Annotated in this window: 20 protein-coding genes; 9 read left to right on the forward strand and 11 right to left on the reverse strand. The window is 38.4% G+C overall.

Annotation, left to right across the window (positions count from 1 at the left end):
• The 7 genes from I6U49_RS15365 to I6U49_RS15395 form a co-directional block, all read right to left on the reverse strand.
• On the reverse strand, positions 1-2,780 hold a 2,780-nt coding region (locus tag I6U49_RS15365; protein ID WP_198629496.1), incomplete at its 3' end, for an HYR domain-containing protein.
• 32 nt (positions 2,781-2,812) lie between these two features.
• Entirely contained in the window at positions 2,813-3,313 is a 501-nt protein-coding gene (locus I6U49_RS15370; protein ID WP_193712373.1) for a phage tail protein, read from the reverse strand.
• A gap of 17 nt (positions 3,314-3,330) precedes the next feature.
• The gene (locus I6U49_RS15375) at positions 3,331-3,870 is read right to left on the reverse strand and encodes a hypothetical protein (protein WP_198629497.1); all 540 of its coding nucleotides are present in this window, start codon (positions 3,868-3,870) and stop codon (positions 3,331-3,333) included.
• Positions 3,871-4,362: 492 nt separating this feature from the next.
• Complete coding sequence (hemL, locus tag I6U49_RS15380) at positions 4,363-5,652, reverse strand: glutamate-1-semialdehyde 2,1-aminomutase (protein WP_198629498.1); 1,290 nt, start codon at positions 5,650-5,652, stop codon at positions 4,363-4,365.
• A 7-nt stretch (positions 5,653-5,659) separates the two neighbouring features.
• Positions 5,660-6,481, reverse strand: a complete 822-nt coding sequence (locus tag I6U49_RS15385) for a glucosaminidase domain-containing protein (protein ID WP_198629499.1) — start codon at positions 6,479-6,481, stop codon at positions 5,660-5,662.
• Between the two features lies 1 nt (position 6,482).
• A complete protein-coding gene (locus tag I6U49_RS15390; protein ID WP_198629500.1) occupies positions 6,483-7,421 on the reverse strand; it encodes a 1-aminocyclopropane-1-carboxylate deaminase/D-cysteine desulfhydrase in 939 nt (312 codons plus the stop codon).
• A 32-nt stretch (positions 7,422-7,453) separates the two neighbouring features.
• Complete coding sequence (locus tag I6U49_RS15395) at positions 7,454-7,780, reverse strand: hypothetical protein (RefSeq protein ID WP_193712368.1); 327 nt, start codon at positions 7,778-7,780, stop codon at positions 7,454-7,456.
• Positions 7,781-7,812: 32 nt separating this feature from the next.
• Here I6U49_RS15395 and I6U49_RS15400 point away from each other — a divergent pair, with 32 nt between their 5' ends.
• Positions 7,813-7,983 carry a DUF5522 domain-containing protein gene (locus I6U49_RS15400; protein WP_193712367.1) on the forward strand — a complete coding sequence of 57 codons (171 nt, stop codon included), beginning with the start codon at positions 7,813-7,815 and terminating at the stop codon, positions 7,981-7,983.
• Here the strand turns inward: I6U49_RS15400 and I6U49_RS15405 are convergent.
• Positions 7,978-8,439, reverse strand: a complete 462-nt coding sequence (locus I6U49_RS15405) for a copper resistance protein NlpE (protein WP_193712366.1) — start codon at positions 8,437-8,439, stop codon at positions 7,978-7,980. The genes I6U49_RS15400 and I6U49_RS15405 overlap by 6 nt on opposite strands.
• A 105-nt stretch (positions 8,440-8,544) precedes the next feature.
• Here I6U49_RS15405 and I6U49_RS15410 point away from each other — a divergent pair, with 105 nt between their 5' ends.
• The 3 genes from I6U49_RS15410 (at position 8,545) to I6U49_RS15420 (ending at position 12,984) form a co-directional block, all read left to right on the forward strand.
• Positions 8,545-10,542 carry a urocanate hydratase gene (locus I6U49_RS15410; RefSeq protein ID WP_198629501.1) on the forward strand — a complete coding sequence of 666 codons (1,998 nt, stop codon included), beginning with the start codon at positions 8,545-8,547 and terminating at the stop codon, positions 10,540-10,542.
• Positions 10,543-10,553: 11 nt separating this feature from the next.
• Positions 10,554-11,096, forward strand: coding sequence for a DUF4136 domain-containing protein (locus tag I6U49_RS15415; RefSeq protein ID WP_198629502.1), 543 nt, complete (start codon positions 10,554-10,556; stop codon positions 11,094-11,096).
• A 130-nt stretch (positions 11,097-11,226) separates the two neighbouring features.
• Complete coding sequence (locus tag I6U49_RS15420; RefSeq protein WP_198629503.1) at positions 11,227-12,984, forward strand: aromatic amino acid hydroxylase; 1,758 nt, start codon at positions 11,227-11,229, stop codon at positions 12,982-12,984.
• A gap of 60 nt (positions 12,985-13,044) precedes the next feature.
• Here I6U49_RS15420 and I6U49_RS15425 read toward each other — a convergent pair whose 3' ends face one another.
• The 3 genes from I6U49_RS15425 to alaS form a co-directional block, all read right to left on the reverse strand.
• Entirely contained in the window at positions 13,045-13,659 is a 615-nt protein-coding gene (locus tag I6U49_RS15425) for a DUF4230 domain-containing protein (RefSeq protein WP_198629504.1), read from the reverse strand.
• A gap of 290 nt (positions 13,660-13,949) precedes the next feature.
• Positions 13,950-14,906: a GSCFA domain-containing protein gene (locus I6U49_RS15430; protein ID WP_198629505.1), complete on the reverse strand. Its 957-nt coding sequence runs from the start codon at positions 14,904-14,906 to the stop codon at positions 13,950-13,952.
• 157 nt (positions 14,907-15,063) lie between these two features.
• Positions 15,064-17,673 (reverse strand): alanine--tRNA ligase, encoded by a 2,610-nt coding sequence (gene alaS, locus I6U49_RS15435; RefSeq protein WP_198629506.1) that lies wholly within the window; start codon positions 17,671-17,673, stop codon positions 15,064-15,066.
• A gap of 131 nt (positions 17,674-17,804) precedes the next feature.
• Here alaS and I6U49_RS15440 point away from each other — a divergent pair, with 131 nt between their 5' ends.
• The 5 genes from I6U49_RS15440 to I6U49_RS15460 are packed head-to-tail and all read left to right on the forward strand — an operon-like array spanning position 17,805 to position 20,953.
• A complete protein-coding gene (locus I6U49_RS15440; RefSeq protein WP_193712359.1) occupies positions 17,805-18,782 on the forward strand; it encodes a M23 family metallopeptidase in 978 nt (325 codons plus the stop codon).
• Positions 18,782-19,111, forward strand: a complete 330-nt coding sequence (locus tag I6U49_RS15445; RefSeq protein WP_079722071.1) for a MerR family transcriptional regulator — start codon at positions 18,782-18,784, stop codon at positions 19,109-19,111. Before I6U49_RS15440 ends, I6U49_RS15445 begins: the two co-directional genes overlap by 1 nt.
• A gap of 1 nt (position 19,112) precedes the next feature.
• Entirely contained in the window at positions 19,113-19,709 is a 597-nt protein-coding gene (locus I6U49_RS15450) for a LemA family protein (RefSeq protein ID WP_193712358.1), read from the forward strand.
• Between the two features lie 5 nt (positions 19,710-19,714).
• The gene (locus tag I6U49_RS15455) at positions 19,715-20,155 is read left to right on the forward strand and encodes a TPM domain-containing protein (RefSeq protein WP_193712357.1); all 441 of its coding nucleotides are present in this window, start codon (positions 19,715-19,717) and stop codon (positions 20,153-20,155) included.
• Positions 20,156-20,953 carry a TPM domain-containing protein gene (locus I6U49_RS15460; protein WP_198629507.1) on the forward strand — a complete coding sequence of 266 codons (798 nt, stop codon included), beginning with the start codon at positions 20,156-20,158 and terminating at the stop codon, positions 20,951-20,953.
• The last annotated feature ends 7 nt before the right edge of the window (positions 20,954-20,960 follow it).

Consider the following 20,960-nt stretch of genomic DNA (forward strand, 5'->3'; position numbering starts at 1 on the left):
CTCCAGGTAATAACATAAGATCCTATTTCGTTGTATGTTAGCGGATCTGACGTTGTCGCAGTTAATTCTGAACAATTATCTTTAGCTGTTGGAGCGGTAATCCTACCTGGAAAAACTTCACATTTAACAATTATATCTTCAAGGTTTGCTATATTAGGAATAGGAGCGATAGTATCTTCTACCGTTACCTTTGCCGTGGCAGTCGTTTCATTTTGATTGTTGTCCACAACGGTCAGGGTCACTATGTTACCCCCAACATCTTCACAACTAAATTCGGTAATATCCAAACTTAGGCTGGAAATACCACAGGCATCATTAGAACCATTGTCAATATCAGCAGGAGCGATAGTAGCTGTACCATTGGCATCAAGTTGTACGGTGATGTTTTTGGTTAAAGCAACCGGCGCCACATTATCCTCTACCGTTACTGTTACAGTGGCAGTCGTTTCATTTTCATTGTTGTCTGTGACGGTAAGAGTTACCGTGTTTTTACCAACATCTTCACAACTAAATTCAGTGATATCCAAACTTAGGTCTGCAATACCACAGGCATCATTAGAGCCATTGTCAATATCAGCTGGAGCGATAGTAGCTGTACCATTTGCATCAAGTTGTACGGTGATGTTTTTGGTTAAAGCAACAGGCGCCACATTATCTTCTACCGTTACTGTTGCCGTACAAGTATCTTTAAGATCGTTAGAATCGGTTATTGTTAATTCTACCGTATTCTTTCCAATATTAGAACAATCAAAAGTTTCTTGACTTATTGATAAGACAAATCCTTCTTTATCATCACTAGATCCTCCATCTATATCGTTCGGAGAAATTGTTACATTTCCGGAAGCATCTAATTGAGCGGTAAATGATTTACATACTGCAACCGGTGCTTCATTTGTAGCTTTTAGCTTAGAATCTGTTACCTCCGCTCCTTCATTTAAGGAAGCATCGGTAAGGGTTACAGATAATGTAATATCACCATCCTCAAGATCACTAAGGTCTATCCCTGTAATTTGATCTGTAGCCGAAGCAATAGCACCTGAACCAGTCGCGTTAGTCCCTCCGTTATCACTGCTAAAGGTATAATTATAGGTAGTTCCTACTTCTGCATTGGCAAAGGTAAAACTAATACTTGTTTGATTATTTTCATTAATTTCAGCCTGGTCTATACTTACTGTATATCCCATAGGAGCTTCCACATCATTAACGGTAACATTAAAGCTACAGGTAGATTTATTTCCGCTTGCATCAGTTATCTCAAAAGTATTTTTGGTAATTCCTATAGGGAATTCACTACCGCTTGGAAGTCCGGCGGTTTGCGTAGCTTGATTAGTTTCCAAAATATACCTTCTGGTATAATTTGGAAAGTCATTCCATTTTCCATTTGAAATAATTAACTCGGTATAATCTTCATTATTACTGTTGTTTGGTTCATTTGTGTTCCAATTGGTATAAGAAACGGCCTCACCATTTCTCCAAACAAAATTACCTTCGCTTGCGATGTCTGTAAATCCTATCATTACTGTACCAAGTCCTGAAGTACTTAAAGATGAATTCACAAAATTGTTTTCTGAAGCATCGTTTATAGCCACCACATTTCCGCCATTAGACTCAGCGTCAGAGAATGCCCCTTCCGGGTCGAATGAATCATTGGAAAGATAATAGAACTTACCATTAAATCCTCCTAAGGAAGTGAAATTTGCTTTTGCCGGTTGTGGTATGTTACAATTATCTGTTGCTAAAGGACTGCTATAAGTAACAGTAGTTCCCGCATCATTATCAATTTCAATATCAGACGGACAAGTAATTGAAGGCGGAGTATTATCTTCTACATTTACTGTGATTGTAGCGCAGCTTCCTATAGTTTCATCTACACATCCTGTACCATCTTCTCCACGTACATAATAGGTAGTATTCCCGTTTGGTGGAGTTACTTCAAAAGAAGCACCTGTGGTTCTACCTATCTCGTTACCTCCGCAAGAATCTGTATAAATCACCCATTCTGCAGCATCGTTCAAATTACCACTTATATTGATTGTTGTTGAACTACCCGGGCAAATATTGTTTGCTGATAAAGATAAAACAGCATTTTCGGGAGCAATACAAGGCGCTGGTAATACAAATTCTATCCCAGGTTCTGCCGGGGGATTGTAAGATGTTGTATTGCTAAAATTCCAATTATCTAAATTATTAACTTTAGCTAGTATTTCTTCAAGACTTGCATAAGAATTACCACCGGCAGAAATAGCGCTGTATTGCCCATTATCATATTCAGTGGTAAAACGCATAGCATTTAAACCATTTTCTAATTGATCTGGTAAAGCCGAAGTTGAATTAGAAGTTGCAGCTCCATCCCAATTAGAGTCTGTTGAACCCGGCGTAACATTGGTATGGAGACCGGCAATAAAAACAGGTAATACATCTAACCCCTGATAAGCAAAAATTTGATCCCCAATTGTACTGTACGAGGCTGGGTATAAATTTGTTCCATCTAAAACTATAATATCTCCCACACTTCTCTCTATTCCAGAAGTCCAGGTAAATTGACTATCGCCCGGTGTATCGAAAAATCCGTTGGCATCATTCCAACCCCGATCCGTAAATTTTATTTGTGTGGCTGCGTCTATATCCTTTAGCAAAACGAATGCAAAGGTATCCTGATCGTAAGTAGCACCGTCAGAATTGGTACCTATAAAAGCCAGATCGCCCGGGCCTAAAACTGTTTGTGCTACCACACCCCAATAAGAGAGCAGCATCAGCACAAAAAAAGTAAAGTTTTTCATAAAAATTGGGTTAGATTGGAATTTAGAGGCAACTAGTTCCTGGAAGGAAAAATACCTGATAGTGCAATAATATAGTTCATTGCTATATAGGGCTGCCTATTATTTACAGGTAGTCCTCCACCAGTACTTCCGGTAGACCTTGACTTCGCATTATCTGTAGTTGAGAAAGAGTTGATTCCTGCCCCTGCAATAAAATTGTTGGTAGGTTCATCAGTATTACCTTCTGCAGCCGAGTTGATTTCATGCTGGTGTGGTGGTAAATTAGACTCTAAAATTGATATCTCTTCATCCCCTCCCTTTTCACCTAACCTATAATCACTTAAACCAGGCCCTCTTCCACAATGAACTGGTGTTCTACCCCTCAAGTCTGGTAACGCAAAAGTAGTTCTTCCATCTCCACCATAGGTGGTACCTAAAATTGAAAACAATGCTGTGTGTTGGGAAATTGCTAATAGTTGTCCTTCACAAAAGGCCCAACCTCTTGGGGCAAAAGTTCCTCCGAATAAAATAATTTGTCCTATAAGTGGCTCCATAATAATAGTTTTAAAAATTAAATAGCTAGATTAAATTGAATAGTAGATTGTTGTTTAAGAGGCTGCATCAAGTCTCCCAGGCATTTGTTCTGCTCCCAATGATCTCCTGTGATATAAGCGTTGTAAGTTCCAATTAATAATTCGGTAAAATAAGAGCGATTGGTCGTTGTTACCTTAAAATAAATTCTGGCTCCTTTTCCCACTTCTCTCTCCGGCATATCAGTTAAAAACTGATACTCTCCAAATTCATTTGATGTTAATTGAGCTTGATGTCTATACTTTTTTATCCCGGGAGAGAGATGCCATACCTCAAGTTTAACATTTGAAAGTTCCTGCAAACCCTCCCGGCCATAAACTTTCCCGGTTACCTTAATGTGGTCTCCTGGATTTAAAGATTTGCGCATATCTGTAACAGAATCGGCATAAGGATTATACCCAAGAAAAGGAGACGACTCATTGCCCACTGCATGAATACTTTCGGGTGTAACCAGCATAAAGCCAGCCGAAACAAGTCCTGCTGTTCGTATAAATTTTCTACGTGAGTTGGAAGGAACCATAATTCTATATTTTTAATACTATTAATTGTCAAATACTAAATTCAGTTTTACCTTAAACACGGCTAGTTTAAAGCAATAAAATATTCACTAATACTAAATGGAAACCTGTAATGGGACTTTACAGAAATTGGAAGAAGTCATAGGTTAACCAGGGGGCGTTAGCAAAAAAATGTAAAAAAAATTATTCTTTATAAAATTTTTAACAAATATACTGCATTTAAAATACTATTAACTTTTAAAATATTAGGGGATTTTTCCCCTTTATAGAGTGAAGCTATCCTCAACCCTTATAGTTCCTACAATTTTTAAGAAACTATATTTCAGAAAAGCAAGAAATTAATCGGCAAAAAGCAATTTAAATCGTTAAAATTCATGATATATCGCTCTTTTTAAGGATATTTTTAATTTACATAGGCATTTAAAATAGTTTGCCTATAAACAAGAAAAGCCCCACAAATTGTGGAGCTTTTCTATACATAAAATGCCAAATTATTATAGCGTTTTCGAAACTTTATCTACAGTCTCAATGGTCTTATCTAAATCATCATAAGAAAGGGCATCGCTTATAAACCAGGTTTCAAAGGCACTTGGGGCGATATAAACTCCGTTTTCCAACATTCCATGGAAGAATTTATTGAAAGTACCTAAATTGGCCGATTCAGCAGCCGAAGCAAAGTCGGTTACAGGTTCTTTTCCAAAATGTACCGAGATCATAGACCCCACTCTATTAATGCTGAAATCTATATTATTTTGCAACAGCACTTTTTCCATTCCTTCGTGAAGGTATGCGGTCTTTTTATCTATGCTTTCAAAAATTTCCCTATTACTATCCAGTTCTTTAAGCATAGCTAAACCTGCAGCCATCGCTAGTGGGTTTCCACTAAGGGTTCCCGCCTGATACACAGGGCCAATCGGTGCCAGGTAATCCATAATTTCGTTCCTGGCGGCAAAGGCTCCCACGGGCAAACCACCACCAATCACTTTCCCAAAGCAAACAATATCAGCATTTACTCCCATTCGCTCCTGAACTCCTCCCGGAGCAAGCCTAAATCCTGTCATTACCTCATCAAAAATAAGTAGAATCCCGGTTTCATCACAGATTTTTCGCAAGCCTTCCAGGAAACCTTCATTAGGGGGTATACAGCCCATATTTCCGGCAACCGGTTCCAGGATTATACAGGAAATCTCGCCTTTATTAGCTTCAACAAGTTTTTTTACATTATCAAGATCGTTGTATTTAGCAAGCAAGGTATCTTTTGCCGTTCCCTGGGTAACACCGGGACTATTTGGAGTACCAAAAGTAACAGCACCGCTCCCTGCCTGAATTAGAAAGGAATCACTATGGCCGTGATAACAACCGGCAAACTTGATAATCTTTTCTTTCCCGGTAAATCCGCGAGCAAGTCTCACTGCACTCATCGTAGCTTCGGTACCCGAATTTACCATTCTAATCTTATCGATATTAGGCACCATTTTCACCGCTAATTCTGCGATTTTAGTCTCAATTTCGGTAGGAGTTCCAAAAGAAGTTCCTTTTTTTGCAATCGCAATTACCGCATCTATTACTGGTTTGTGAGCGTGTCCTAAAATTAAGGGACCCCAGGAATTTATATAGTCTATTAATTTATTTCCGTCTTCATCATACAAATAAGGTCCCTCGGCTTTCTTAATAAAAATGGGATCTCCACCTACTGCTTTAAATGCCCTTACCGGAGAGTTCACTCCGCCGGGAATCACTTTTTGCGCCGAAGCGAACAACTCGCTACTTCTTTTATAAATCATTGTTTTTTTATTCTGGAGAGATAATTACCAACTTTTGTCCAACCTTAATATTGGTATCTCTTAAATTATTAAATCGTTGTAAGTCTTCTACCGTAGTATTGTGTTTTTTGGCAATTGCATATAAGGTATCTCCCTTTTTAACCCGGTATGTAACCGATTCTGGCTCTTCGGGAGTATAGGTATAACTTGGAGATGGCCTTTTTAATACATCTGCATCAAACTTATAAAGCTTATAGCGCTCTATCAAGCTTATCAATTTATCGGGATACTTTCTATCTGTGGCATAGCCCGCTTTTCTTAAGCCTCTGGCCCAACCTTTATAATCGTCTTTATCTAAATCAAACAAGGCGGCATAACGTTTTCTTTCAGTTAGAAAAAGAGAATGGTCCCTATACGAATAACGGGCATCTTTATATTTTCTAAAACATTCTCCCCGGGCATCATCATCGTGATATACCTGGGCTCCTTTCCAGTCGTGACATTTTATCCCAAAATGATTATTTGAACGCATGGTTAAATCTCCTTTACCTCCGCCAGACTCCAGTATTCCCTGCGCCAGGGTGATACTTGCCGGAATATTATAAAGTCGCATCTCTTCCATGGCAACCGCTGCAAAATCCCTAATATAATCTTCTACAGTGTATAAACGTGGGTTTACCGGTGGTAATTTGGGTGTACCTCCCAGTGGTTTCACCCCTTCAATCCTATTATTTTCGGAAGATTTAGTAATAACCCCTTCTTTTTTAGTGGTGATTACTTTTTTCTTGCTTCCACACGAAACCGCAAATAGTGCACAGAAAAACAAAATAAAAAACCGGTTAAATCTCATCTTAGTAATTGATTAAAGGCAAATTTTTCTTTTTTAAAAAGCTGTTCATTCCCATAATTCCCTGCAAACCTCCTGTATGTATTGCCAGAATTTTACTCCCGGAAGGAAAATATCCAGTTTTTACGAGGTCAAAAATACCAAAAACTAACTTTCCCGTATATACCGGATCTAACTGAATTTGATATTTTTCCCTGAATTTATTAATAAAATTGATTAATTGCGAATCTATCCTGGCATAACCACCAAAATGATAGTTTAGTATTAATTCCCAATTATTTTTAACGCCATTCTTTTTAATTTCTTCGGAAAGAAAATCACCTTTTAAAGCGGGAAAACCCAGGATTTTTTGATTTTCGGAAGATGCCCGTATCAAGCCCGAAAGTGTACCTCCCGTTCCTACTGAGGCGGCTATATAATTAAACTCTTTGTCTTTAGCACTCAAAATCTCTTCACAACCTTTTATCGCAAATGCATTGGTTCCTCCTTCAGGCACCAAATAAAAATTCCCAAATTTTTCGCTCAAATGCTGCCGGAACTCCAAATCAGCTTTTTTTCGATAATCACCCCGGGAAACAAAGTAAAATTGCATTCCACAGGAATGGGCAAAATTTAAAGTTGCATTTTGCTTAAGTGTTTTCCCTAAATTCTCACCTAATTCCTCCCCCCTAATAACTCCTATAGTCTTTAGGCCGGCAAGTTTACCTGCAGCCGCGGTAGCCGCAATATGATTGGAGTAAGCCCCGCCAAAAGTTAGTAAGGTATCTTTTCCCTGCTTGTCAGCTTCAAAAATGTTATATTTTAGTTTTCTAAATTTGTTCCCGGAAACTTCAGGATGCAGCAAGTCTTCTCGTTTTAGATAAAGGGAGGTTCCGTTTTTAAATTCGGTAATAAATTGATTTTCAGAAGAAACTTCAACATTAAAATTTAAAGGATTTGCCATAGCGCAAAGGTCTAAATTCTAAGACTAATCACCTATACAAATTTTAAAAATGCCCAGAATTTTCGCTCACTTAAATAGTTTTCCTTTACCTCCTGCGTGTAAGCTTCCCTCTCAAAACTAATGTTTTTATAGGCTAAAAAACGGTCTCTATATTGTAGTAATCGGAAAAGATATTCCAATAAATACCAGGCATAAAAAGGAATAATTAGTAATTCTATTTGTTGCCTAAGGTGAATTTTTTCGTGATTAATAAAAGTCTCATCTCTTTTAAGATCGTGATTCTTCAAAATCACAAAAGGCCATAAGCTTGCACCTTTAAAAGATTTTCCCAGTAGATATTTGTTAACAATTAGAATCACGCCCGGAAGTTAAGAAATTGTACTTTTGCAATATGAGTTTTTCCAGAAAAAGAATTCCCTTAGAAGAAGGAGATTACTACACAACTCCAGAAGGTTATCGTTGTTTTACCGAGCAATATCATTTAAAACGGGGTTATTGCTGCGAGAGTGGTTGCCGGCATTGCCCTTATGGCTTCGATAAAAAAACCGGCAAACAATTATAAGTTATTTATTTTAGTAAGCCGATACTTCATTGCAGAATCCCCCATAACTTTGGTTCCATCCTCAAAAAGCTGTAACAGGTAATTTTCACCTACCTGAAAGTAAAACTTTTGGTGCTTTCCCAAACTAATGGTATTCCCTTGTTTATCCCATTTAAACTCTCCGGTTTCGTTGATACTTACAGGTGTTTCTGATCTTTCAATATAATTTTGTGAAAGTTCATAGCCTAAATCCTGTTGTAAGAGAATTCTGGTTTCAATTCCCTCGCAATCTTCACAAGACAAAGTCCCTTTATATTCCCCGGCCCAATCCAACGAATTTTGCGAATTATGTGCATTATCAGGCTTAAAACCCACATCCTCTATGGTATGTTCCTCAACATTAGTTTCAGGTTCCTTTTCCTGATTCTTACAGGAAATAAAACAAAATAGACAGAGAATAATTGTAACATATTTCATAATATATTTCTTTAAAAGAGTGCTAAGTTTATAGAAAATGAAATTTAAAACTTATAAACTTAACATTTCTTATTAATATTGAATTTTATTGTAAATTATAATTTAATGGACTTTAAAGCTGAAATATTACAGGGAATCCCGGCTAAACTCCCTCCAAAAAAAGAATATAAAACCTTAGCCAATCACGCTCCAAAGCGCAAAGATATTCTAAATGCTGAGGAAAAGAAACTTGCGCTTCAAAATGCATTGCGTTATTTTAAACCAGAGCATCACCAGGAATTATTACCGGAATTTAAAGATGAACTGGAACAATATGGCCGAATTTACATGTATAGGCTAAAGCCAGACTATGCCGTGTATGCCCGTAGTATTGAGGAATATCCAGGGAAAAGTACCCAGGCAAAAGGAATTATGCTCATGATTCAAAACAATCTTGACCCCGAAGTTGCGCAACACCCCGAAGAATTGATTACTTACGGTGGTAATGGGGCGGTTTTCCAAAATTGGGCGCAATACCGGCTCACTATGCAGTATTTAGCCCAAATGGAAGACGACCAAACCCTGGTTATGTATTCGGGCCATCCCATGGGCTTATTCCCTTCTCACCAGAATGCTCCCAGAGTGGTGGTTACCAACGGAATGATGATCCCAAATTATTCAAAACCCGATGATTGGGAAAAATTTAATGCACTTGGCGTAACACAATACGGACAAATGACGGCCGGAAGCTACATGTACATTGGTCCACAAGGTATTGTACACGGCACCACTATTACGGTCTTAAATGCCGGAAGAAAAATATCAAAATCGGGAGAAGGCCTGGAAGGAAAATTATTTGTCACCTCTGGCCTTGGCGGCATGAGCGGTGCCCAGCCAAAAGCAGGAAATATTGCCGGCTGTATTACCGTATGCGCCGAAATTAACCCAAAAGCAATACAAACCCGCCATAGCCAGGGTTGGGTAGATGAGGTAATCTCTGATGTAGCCTTCCTTGCAAAACGGGTAAAACAGGCCAAAGAAAACAAAGAAGTTGTTTCTATAGCTTTCGAGGGAAACATTGTAGAAGTTTGGGAATATTTTGAAAAAGAAAATATTTATATCGATTTAGGTAGCGATCAGACTTCATTGCATAATCCATGGGCTGGTGGTTATTATCCGGCAGATTTGAGTTTAAACGAAGCCAATACCATGATGGCCGAAGCGCCCGCAAAATTTAAAGAGAAAGTACAGGAAAGTTTAAGAAGACAAACCGCGGCAATTAATAAACATACCTCCAAAGGCACTTATTTCTTTGATTACGGAAATGCCTTCTTACTGGAAGCTTCAAGGGCGGGAGCCGATATTCTTGCCGAAAATGGAAAAGATTTTAAATACCCCAGTTATGTACAGGACATTATGGGACCCATGTGTTTTGATTACGGTTTCGGCCCCTTTAGATGGGTTTGTGCTTCAGGAAAAGAAGAAGATCTTGACAAAACCGATAAAATTGCTACCGAAGTTTTAGAAGAACTGAAAAGAAATTCACCGGAAGAAATTCAGCAGCAAATGGCCGATAATATAAAATGGATAAAAGGGGCCAGAGAAAACAAACTGGTAGTGGGATCTAAAGCCAGGATTCTTTATGCAGATGCCGAAGGCCGAATGAAAATTGCCAAAGCTTTTAATGATGCTATTGGCAAGGGGGAAATTGCCCCCGTTATCTTAGGTCGTGATCATCATGATGTTTCGGGAACAGATTCCCCCTACCGGGAAACCTCTAATATATATGATGGCTCGCAGTTTACAGCCGATATGGCCATACAAAATGTAATTGGTGATAGTTTTAGAGGTGCCACCTGGGTTAGTATTCACAACGGCGGTGGTGTTGGCTGGGGCGAAGTGATTAATGGTGGCTTTGGTATGATTCTTGAAGGTAATACAGCGTCGGAAGAGCGTTTAAAATCTATGCTTTTCTGGGATGTTAACAATGGAATTGCACGCCGAAGTTGGGCCCGAAACAAAGAAGCAGTTTTTACTGCAAAAAGGGCTATGCAAATGGAGCCAAAACTAAAAGTAACTATCCCAAACCTGGTAGATCCGGCTCTCTTTGATATTAACACCTAAAACTATATTTTATGAAAGTCTTAAAAATTACTCCGGTTTTTTTACTGTTGGCTATCCTGCTAACCTCGTGCAGCAGCGTACAAGTTGCCTCAGATTACGACAGAGAGGTAAACTTTAACCAATACAAGAGTTTCGCATTCTTTAAGCCCGGAATAGACAAAGCTGAAATTTCAGATTTGGATAAAAAAAGAATTCTTAGAGCAATAGAATCAGAGATGCAGCGCAAAGGTTTTACAAAATCAGAGAACCCAGACCTTTTGGTTAGTATTTTTACAAAAACCAATGAAAATATAAACATCTACCAAAACAATATGGTAGGTTGGGGATATGGCTGGGGTTGGCACCCATGGTACTGGGGCTCTGGATTTAACACGGTAAACCGTACCAGTGAAGGCACTCTTTACATAGATCTTATTGATGCTGAGGAAAAAGAATTGGTTTGGCAGGGAATGGGAACAGCCGCTTTAGCAAGTGATGTAGATAAAAAACAGGAAAGAATAAACGAAATTGTTAGGGAGATACTGGAAAAGTATCCCCCGGAAATCAACAAATAACCCAACAGATTTTTCTCAACAAAACGTCCCTTTTTCAGGGACGTTTTTATTTTTAAGCATATTTCATTGACATTTTATAAATTTCAGCTTAATTTCTTATCTTTATATTGAATTTTAGTTAATGATAATTATGCTCGATAACGTTGAATCTAATGCGATTTTAGACCGCTTGCCGGCCCATCTTCAACAATATATAAAACCACAAAATTACGATGATTATTCTCCTATAAATCATGCGGTTTGGCGTTATGTAATGCGCAAAAATGTTGATTATCTAAGTAAAGTGGCTCACGAATCTTATTTAGAGGGCCTAAAACAAACGGGGATTTCTATAGATCATATTCCAAATATGTATGGAATGAACCGGATATTAAAGGAAATTGGCTGGGCAGCTGTAGCGGTAGATGGGTTTATTCCGCCCGCCGCTTTTATGGAATTTCAAGCATTTAATGTTTTGGTGATTGCCAGCGATATACGGCAGCTGGAACATATTGAATATACCCCGGCACCCGATATTATTCATGAAGGTGCAGGGCACGCGCCTATTATTGCCAATCCCGAATACGCCGAATACCTTAGGCGTTTTGGCGAAATTGGTTGCAAGGCCATTTCCAGTGCCAGGGATTATGAAATCTATGAAGCTATAAGACATCTCTCCATCATAAAAGAAGCCGAAGACACACCACAGGAAGAAATTGAAGCAGCCGAAAAAAAAGTAGATAAGCTTCAAAATGAAACTGCCGAACTTAGTGAAATGGCCCAAATAAGAAATCTGCATTGGTGGACGGTAGAGTACGGGTTAATTGGAAGTATTGAGAATCCTAAAATTTATGGCGCCGGCCTTTTATCCTCTATTGGAGAAAGCGCCTGGTGTATGACAGATAAAGTAAAGAAAATACCTTATTCTATAGAAGCCTGCAAACAGGAATTCGATATCACCAAACCTCAACCTCAACTATATATAACACCAGACTTTGCCCATTTAAGTTTGGTTTTGGAAGAGTTTGCCAATAAAATGGCGCTAAGAAGAGGTGGACTTGAAGGTATAAAAAAGCTGATTAATTCTAAAAATTTGGGTTCTATAGAATTAAGCACCGGTTTGCAAATTTCGGGAGATTTCTCGAAAGTTATTGAACATGAAGGCAAGCCAATTTATATCCAAACCTCGGGAAAAACCGCCCTTTCTCACCGCGAGAAAGAATTGGTTGGCCACGGCGTAAAGAACCATCCAAACGGATTCGGATCTCCTATTGGCACTTTAAAAGGAATCAATTTAGCCATAGAAGATATGAGCCCCAGAGATCTTAGTGCTTATGGAATCTATGAAGGAAAAAAAATAGAACTGGAATTTGAAGGAGGTATAAACGTAGCCGGAGAAATTATTACCGGTACCCGAAACCTCCAGGGAAAAATAATTCTAATAAGTCTTAAAAATTGTAAGGTCACTTACAACCAGGAGATTCTTTTTAAACCCGAATGGGGCAACTACGATATGGCTATTGGTAAAGAAGTCATTTCGGCATTTGCCGGCCCGGCAGATAATCTTTCCTTCGATTTAATTACACATAAAACATCGAGTACAACCATTAAAAGCAAGAGTACCCCAGAACGTGAGGAACTTGCTTCACTTTATGCTTCGGTTAGGAATATTAGGGAAGGAAAAAATGCAAAATTCTCGCTGGATGCTGGATTAGAGCTTCTACAAAAAGAGCATCCAAAAGACTGGCTACTCTCGGTTGAAATTTACGAACTGGCAGTAGGTAAAGACGAAAAACTCGCTAAAGAGGCTTTACAAAACTTAGAACTCGTAAAATCCCGAAGACCCGATATTGCGCACTTAATTGATGGAGGCGTCAATCTTATAAATAGCCAATTGGTCAAAAATTAATTTTGAATTTATTTAAACATGGTTTACAAGTTTTAAACCTCGGGTATTCGGTAGCATAATTTACAGTTTAATTTGTTCCAGCTCTTCTGAATTACTAAAATTTTTCTCTTTGTATTGTAGGGTCCATCCCATAGAATTAGTTAAGATATATATTTTTTGTAACTCGCTAATTAGCCTATTTTGGGCATTAGACCTTAAAGAAGATGCTTCTACTTTTTCTCGAATAGAGGTATCTATGCGGTTTCGGATTTTATTATGATCTGCCGCATCAAATTGGTTTAAATAATCCTGGGTCACATCATAATATTTAATCTCGGGATTTATACTAATTTCTTCCTTCGGAATCTCAGTAATACGCACAATCTTATTGTCTTCATCAATCTCTGTTTTCAGTTTACTAAGATCGTATGAAACTGTTACCGAGGCATTCACAATAATTAGAGCTTTTTTTCGAGCTGAAAATATATCGAGATAAAACTTTTTAGAATTCTTATAAGAATACACCTGGGAGAAAGTACCCTCGGTAACAACCAGCTTACCAACATTTTTTATTTGTTGCTGCAACAAGGCCGTACTTTCTTCTAATTCATCTCTTTCCTGATTTTTATTTTCGCAATAACGAACCCCAAAAACAACCAGTAATACCAGGAAAGCACCAAAAAGAAAATTTTTCATGTATCAATTTTTTCTAAAGGTACAAAGATTGCGAATTTTGAGATTTTGGAAGAATACTTTAGCCCTATAAAATACTTATGGACGGCCCCACCCGTCCATAAGTTTTAAAAATTTCTAAAATCTACCCCAACAAATTCTAGAAAAGAATCAAGATACCGATTAAAAAAAATGAACTTTTCAGCTCCTAATTTTCAATACTTTACACCTCAAATCTTAATTAAAAATACAAAATATTTCTATATAAAGTCAAGAAAGAAAAATTATTAAATATTATTTTTAATAGATTTTAATTAAAAATCCAAATGCGAATAGCGCTGTTTAAGCTTATAAATTTGTGTTTGTAATTTCTCCAGAAAACGGGAATGTGCTTTAGAATTAGGATTAAAGGGCCGATGCGCCAGACCATTCTGAACATTTTTCACCTCTTTTAAAACAGGCAAAGAAGTTTCCGAAAACCAGGCAATAATAAATTGCTCCCAAATATAATCTATAGCTACTCGTGAAGGGTGCAGCATATCTTCGGCATAAAACCTATAGTCCCTAAGCTCATCCATCATAAGCTCATACGAAGGAAAATAAGAATTTCCAACCCCAAATTCTTTATTTTCTATGATGCTATGAACGGCAGTAATTAAGTGTGCTTTGCTACGTTGATTTTCAACAAACCCGTCCTTACTATGCCGCACTGGAGAAACCGTGAAAATTACCGCAACCTCAGGATTAATTTCTTTTAAAATCATAAGGGTACTACGCAATGATGCTTCAATTTCGCCAACTGATTGCAATTCTTTTCTGAATTCTTTTTGTGGGATTTTATGACAATTCGCTACCCTTTGCTTGCTTTCTAAATGATAATAACTCCACGCCGTCCCCAATGTAATTATCACATGAGAACTTTGTTGAAGGAAATCACGGGCATTTTCTAATGCTGAATTTAGGTTTTCTAATAACACATCGGCATCAGGATGGCTTAAAGACGAATGCGCATCAAAACAATGCCAACGTTCCTGATATTCAAAAATATCGCTCTTAGTATATGCTTCAGCTCTGTGAAGTTTTTGAAAAAAATTTGCAATAGCTATAGGGTGAAACAGAATACCCAGCGGGTTCTGTAAATTCTGAAGCTTATAAAAATCCAGCTTTTTACCGATGTTTTCCACAAAACAGGAGCCCACAAGAAAAACCTTAGACTTATAGTCTATTTTAGGTTCTGCCCTTGCTATAGGTATTTTACTCCTGAATTCCATAGAATTATATAGAAGCTGTCTGAAAAGGCTTTAAACCTATTATCCTAAACCTACTCGCTCTATCAGGTAGTTTTTTAAACACCTAACCTACCAAACATATTAAAGGTTGGAACAGATTAAGATTGGGGAAAATAGACTTTTCAGACAGTCACATATTTTATTTTAAATAGGCTTGCGCTTCTTGCAACGCCTCTTTTATCCCCTCGGGCTTCTTACCGCCGGCAGTTGCAAAAAACGGCTGGCCACCGCCACCCCCCTGAATATATTTCCCAAGGTCTTTTACAATTTTCCCGGCATGTAGATCTTTTTCTTTCACCAGATCTTTAGAAATATAGCAACTTAAAAGCGCTTTCCCCTGTTGCTCGGTCCCGAATAAAAGAAATAGGTTTTCAAATTCGTTGCCAAGCTGGAAAGCCAGGTCTTTAATGCCCCCGGCATCTAAATCTACTTGTTTAGCAAGAAAATTCACCCCATTAATTTCTGAGATTTCAGATTTTAATTCGGTTTTTAGGTTTTTGGCTTTATCTTTTAACAAAGAATCTATCTGCTTTTTTAGAGCCACATTTTCGTGCTGCAAAGTACTTACCGCCTTAACCGGATCTTTAGCGTTTTTCAATTCGGCCTTTATTTGTTCCAAAACCTCATCCTGGTTAGCAAAATAATCTTTTACAGCTTCCCCGGTAATAGCCTCAATTCTACGTATACCGGAAGCCACAGCACCTTCAGCAGTAATTTTAAAATACCATATTTCTGAAGTGTTTTTTACATGGGTACCTCCGCAAAGCTCCATAGACTCGCCAAAACGAATAGCTCTAACCGCATCCCCATATTTTTCACCAAAAAGCGCCAAAGCCCCCTTATCTACTGCTTCTTTAAATGGGATATTCCTATGTTCTTCTAATGGCAATTGCTCGCTAATACGATTATTCACCAGTTTCTCTACCTGTTCAAGCTCCTCCTTATTTACCTTGCTGAAATGAGAAAAATCAAAACGCAAATAATCGCCTTTAACCAAAGAACCTTTTTGTTCTACGTGGGTTCCCAAAACTTCCCGAAGAGCCTGGTGCAATAAGTGTGTGGCAGTATGGTTGGCAGCAGTGGCTTCCCTATTTTTTGCGTTTACAACTGCTTTAAGTTTAACATTAGGGTTTTTAGGAAGAGATTTAGCAAAATGCACAATTAAATTGTTCTCTTTTTTAGTATCGGTAATGTTGATCTTGTTGTTTTTATCATCTACCAGGAAACCTTTATCTCCAACCTGGCCACCGCCTTCAGGGTAAAAAGGAGTTTGTGTAAGTACAATTTGAAACAATGTACCTTTTTTGCTTTCCACTTTTCGGTAGCGGGCAATTTGGGTTTCTGTTTCCAGATGGTCATAGCCCACAAATGCTTCAGCATTTACCGGGTTTAATTCCTCCCAATCTCCGGCTGTAACCTGGGTTGCCGCACGAGATCTATCTTTTTGTTTTTTAAGCTGAATTTCAAATTCTTTTTGATCAAGATCAAATCCGCGTTCTCGTAAAATAAGAGCGGTTAAATCTATAGGAAAGCCAAAAGTATCGTAAAGCTCAAATGCTTTTTCACCCGAAACAGTTTTTCCTTTTGTTTCTGAAATTATATGCTCCAGTAAAACCAAGCCCTGATCCAATGTTCTTAAAAAAGACTGTTCTTCTTCCCTAATAACATTTTCACATAAAGTTTTTTGAGATTTAAGTTCGGGGAAAGCCTCACCCATTTGCTTGCTTAAAACATCTACCAATTTATAAATAAATGGCTCTTTAGTTTCTAAAAACGTAAAACCATAACGAATAGCACGTCTTAGAATTCTTCTAATTACATAACCTGCACCTGTGTTTGAAGGTAGCTGCCCATCGGCAATAGAGAAAGCTACAGCTCTTACATGATCTGCAATTACCCTAATAGCGATATCTATTTTTTCTGATTTCCCATAGGCGGCTTTAGTAATTTTCTCGATTTTAGCAATTAGGGGGGTAAAAACATCGGTATCGTAATTAGATTGTTTTCCCTGTAATACCATGCACAGCCTTTCAAAGCCCATTCCGGTATCAATATGCTTCGCAGGCAATTCTACCAGGGAACCATCGGCTTTTCTATTGTACTGCATAAAAACCAGGTTCCAAATCTCTACTACCTGCGGGTGATCTTCGTTTACCAGCTCTTTTCCCGGTTTTTTAGCTTTTTCAGCTTCAGAACGAATATCTATATGAATTTCGGAACAAGGTCCGCACGGACCCTGCTCTCCCATTTCCCAGAAATTATCTTTTTTATCGCCATAGACAATTCGGTCTTCAGGAACAATTTCTTTCCAAAGATCAAGAGCCTCGGTATCCAGGCCTAATTTATCTTCTTTGCTTCCTTCAAAAACAGACACATATAGATTTTCGGGAGCAATTTTAAAAACTTCGGTCAATAACTCCCAGGACCAATGTATAGCTTCTTTCTTAAAATAATCGCCAAAGCTCCAATTACCAAGCATTTCGAACATGGTATGGTGGTAGGTATCCATGCCCACTTCCTCCAAATCGTTATGTTTACCACTTACCCGTAAACATTTTTGGCTATCGGTAATACGAGGACTGGCAGGCTCGCTATTTCCTAAAAAATATTCCTTAAACTGCACCATCCCTGCATTGGTAAACATAAGGGTAGGATCGTCCTTTAACACCATGGGTGCCGAAGGTACTATTTTGTGGGATTTGGACTTAAAAAATTGTAAAAACTGACTTCTTATTTCCTGAGATTTCATCTACTTAATCGAATCTAAAATTATTAATTGTGTTGGTGCTGCAACAATTTCTTATATTTGTTCGTTTACCAAACTTAACTTAGCATGGTAATTGCTTAGTATTGTTGGCAAAAATAGCATAAATTTGACTCATGTCGAAGGTTAAATATTATTACGATAGTGAGACGCAATCCTATAAAAAAATCGAGCGCCGAAAAGGCCGCCGCACAGGGATTGTATTGCTTAGTATTTTAGGGTCTTTCCTGGCCGGTTTTCTTTTACTGGTTATTTATTTAAACATTCCGCAAATTGAAACCCCAAAAGAAAAAGCTTTAAAACGCGAACTTCAAAACATGGAGCTTCAATATGGTTTGCTCAATAAAAAAATGACGCAAATCCAGAATGTACTCGCCAATATTGAGGATAGGGACAATAATATTTACCGGGTTTATTTTGAAGTCAACCCAATTCCCGAAGAGCAAAGACTTGCCGGTTTTGGTGGTATAAACCGCTATAAAGACCTGGAAGGTTTTGATAATTCTAAATTGATTATTGAAACCACAAAACGAATGGACATTCTAAGCAAGCAATTGGTGGTGCAATCTAAATCTTTAGATGAAATCGCCGAATTGGCAAAAGAAAAAGAGAGTTTATTATCTTCTATTCCTGCCATACAGCCTGTAAAGAATGAAGACCTGAGCAGAATTGCCTCAGGGTACGGCTGGAGAACCGACCCCTTTACCAAAGTAAGAAAATTTCATCATGGGATGGATTTTACCGCTCCTCGTGGCACTCCTATTTATGCTACCGGGAATGGCCGTATAACCAGGGCCGACAACAGGTCTACCGGGTATGGAAACCATATAAGAATAGATCATGGCTATGGCTACACAAGCCTTTATGCCCATTTATACAAATATAATGTAAGGGTTGGCCAGCGTGTAAAGCGGGGTGACATTATTGGTTATATAGGAAGTACCGGCAGGTCTCAGGCGCCACACTTACACTATGAAATCTTTAAGGATGATAGGCGCATTAATCCTATTAACTTTTATTACGGCCATCTATCGCCCGAAGAATTTGACAAAGTTCTGGAAAAAGCACAACAAGAAAACCAATCGCTAGATTAATGCACCTTAACTTACCCGATAAAAGATATTATGGCATTGGCGAGGTTGCTGAAGCCTTTAAGGTAAACACCTCCTTAATTCGCTTTTGGGAAAAGGAATTTGATGTAATTAAACCCAAAAAAAACGCCAAGGGCAATCGTAAGTTCACTCCCGAAGATATTAAGAATTTAGAACTTATATATCACCTGGTTAAAGAACGCGGATTTACGCTAGAAGGTGCAAAAACACATTTAAAAGAAGAAAAACAAAAAACCCTTAGTAACTTCGAGATAATTCGGAAACTGGAAGGGGTAAAAGCTAAACTAATCAATCTTAAAAATCAGTTATAAAATGAAAAAATGGTTAATTCCTGTAATAGTTATTGTAGTTCTGGGTATTATAGTTTATAGCCTTACGGCTGGCGTGAATAATACCGCGGTAGAATATGAAGAAAGCGTTTTAAAGAATTGGGCCGATGTAGAAAATGCCTATCAGCGTAGAAGTGATCTTATCCCAAATTTGGTGAGTACCGTAGAAGGTTCAGCCGATTTTGAACGAGGAACACTTACCGACGTTATTGAAGCCCGTGCCAAAGCCACTTCAGTAAATGTAGATGCGGGGAATTTAGATGCGCAGCAAATTCAGCAATTCCAACAGGCACAAGGCGGATTATCTTCAGCATTATCAAGGCTTTTAGTCTCGGTTGAAAGATATCCCGATATTAAATCGAATCAAAACTTCCTTCAATTACAATCGCAATTAGAAGGAACCGAAAACCGAATTAGCGTAGCCAGAAACCGGTACAACGAAGCGGTAAGACAATACAATACCTATATTAGAAAATTCCCGAATAATATTTTTGCCGGAATGTTCGGATTTGAAAGAAAAGCGACTTTTGAAGCTGAAGAAGGTGCAGAAAACGCACCCGATGTTGAATTTGATTTTTAAAAACAATGAGTAAAGTTGAAGATTTTTTAAGCAAAGAAGACGAAGAGGAGATCATTGAAGCCATTAGAAAAGCAGAGAGCCATACCTCTGGCGAGGTAAGGGTTCACCTGGAAAAAACTACCGGCGAAAAAGATATTTTTGAGCGCGCTATGGAGGTTTTTCACCTTCTAAAGATGGATAATACCAAACATGATAATGGCGTGCTTATTTACGTTGCCGTAGAAGATCATAACTTTGTGATCTATGGCGACAAAGGCATTAACGACGTAGTTCCCGATAATTTTTGGGAAAGCACTAAAGATGCCATTGTAGATAAATTTAAAAAAGGAGAATTTAAGCAAGGCCTGGTAAACGGAATTCTAACCGCAGGCCAGCAACTTAAAAAACACTTCCCGTGGAGTGAAGACACACGAGACGAACTCTCCAACGAAATTTCAAAAGGATAAATGCCACAATTCACCAAAAAATTCAAATTACTATTTCTGTTTTTCCTCGTTTTTTCGGGGTCCATCTATGCACAACGGGACATTCCGCCTAAACCGGCAGAAGAAACCAGTGTTTATGATGGAGCTGATATTTTATCTGTCTCAGAAGAAAATCAGTTGGAGCAGAAGTTAATTAACTATGCTGATACTACCTCTACCCAAATTGTAATTGCCACAATAAAATCTTTACAAGGAGAGTATGAAGGCGTATACGCTGCAGAGTGGGCTCAGGAATGGGGTATAGGACAAAGTGAAAAAGATAATGGCTTATTGATACTGGTTGCCGAAAACGATCGTAAAATTTGGATCACAACCGGTTACGGGCTTGAAGAGTATATGACCGATGCCCGTAGTAAACAAATAATTGAACAGGTAATTCTCCCTCAATTTAGAAACGGGAGCTATTACAATGGTCTTGATGCCGGAACTACCGCAATTTTCCAGGTATTATCGGGCACTTTTAAAGGCACACCGCAATCCCGAAATTCAGAAAGAGGCTTTCCGCTTCAGGGAATTGTTATGCTAATCATTTTTGTGATCATTATTATTTCGTTTTTTAAACGACGTGGCGGTGGCGGTAGAAATGGTGGCCGTAGAAGCGCAGGAGATACTTTTCTAGACGCTATTATCTTAAGCTCTCTTGGGCGTGGCACTTTTGGCGGAGGCAGCTCCGGTGGAGGTTTTGGCGGCGGAGGCGGCTTTGGTGGCGGTTTCGGCGGCGGAGGCTTCGGCGGCGGCGGTGCCGGTGGAAGCTGGTAATTTCCAG

The organism is Salegentibacter maritimus (genome assembly GCF_016236915.1).
Classification (GTDB): domain Bacteria; phylum Bacteroidota; class Bacteroidia; order Flavobacteriales; family Flavobacteriaceae; genus Salegentibacter; species Salegentibacter maritimus.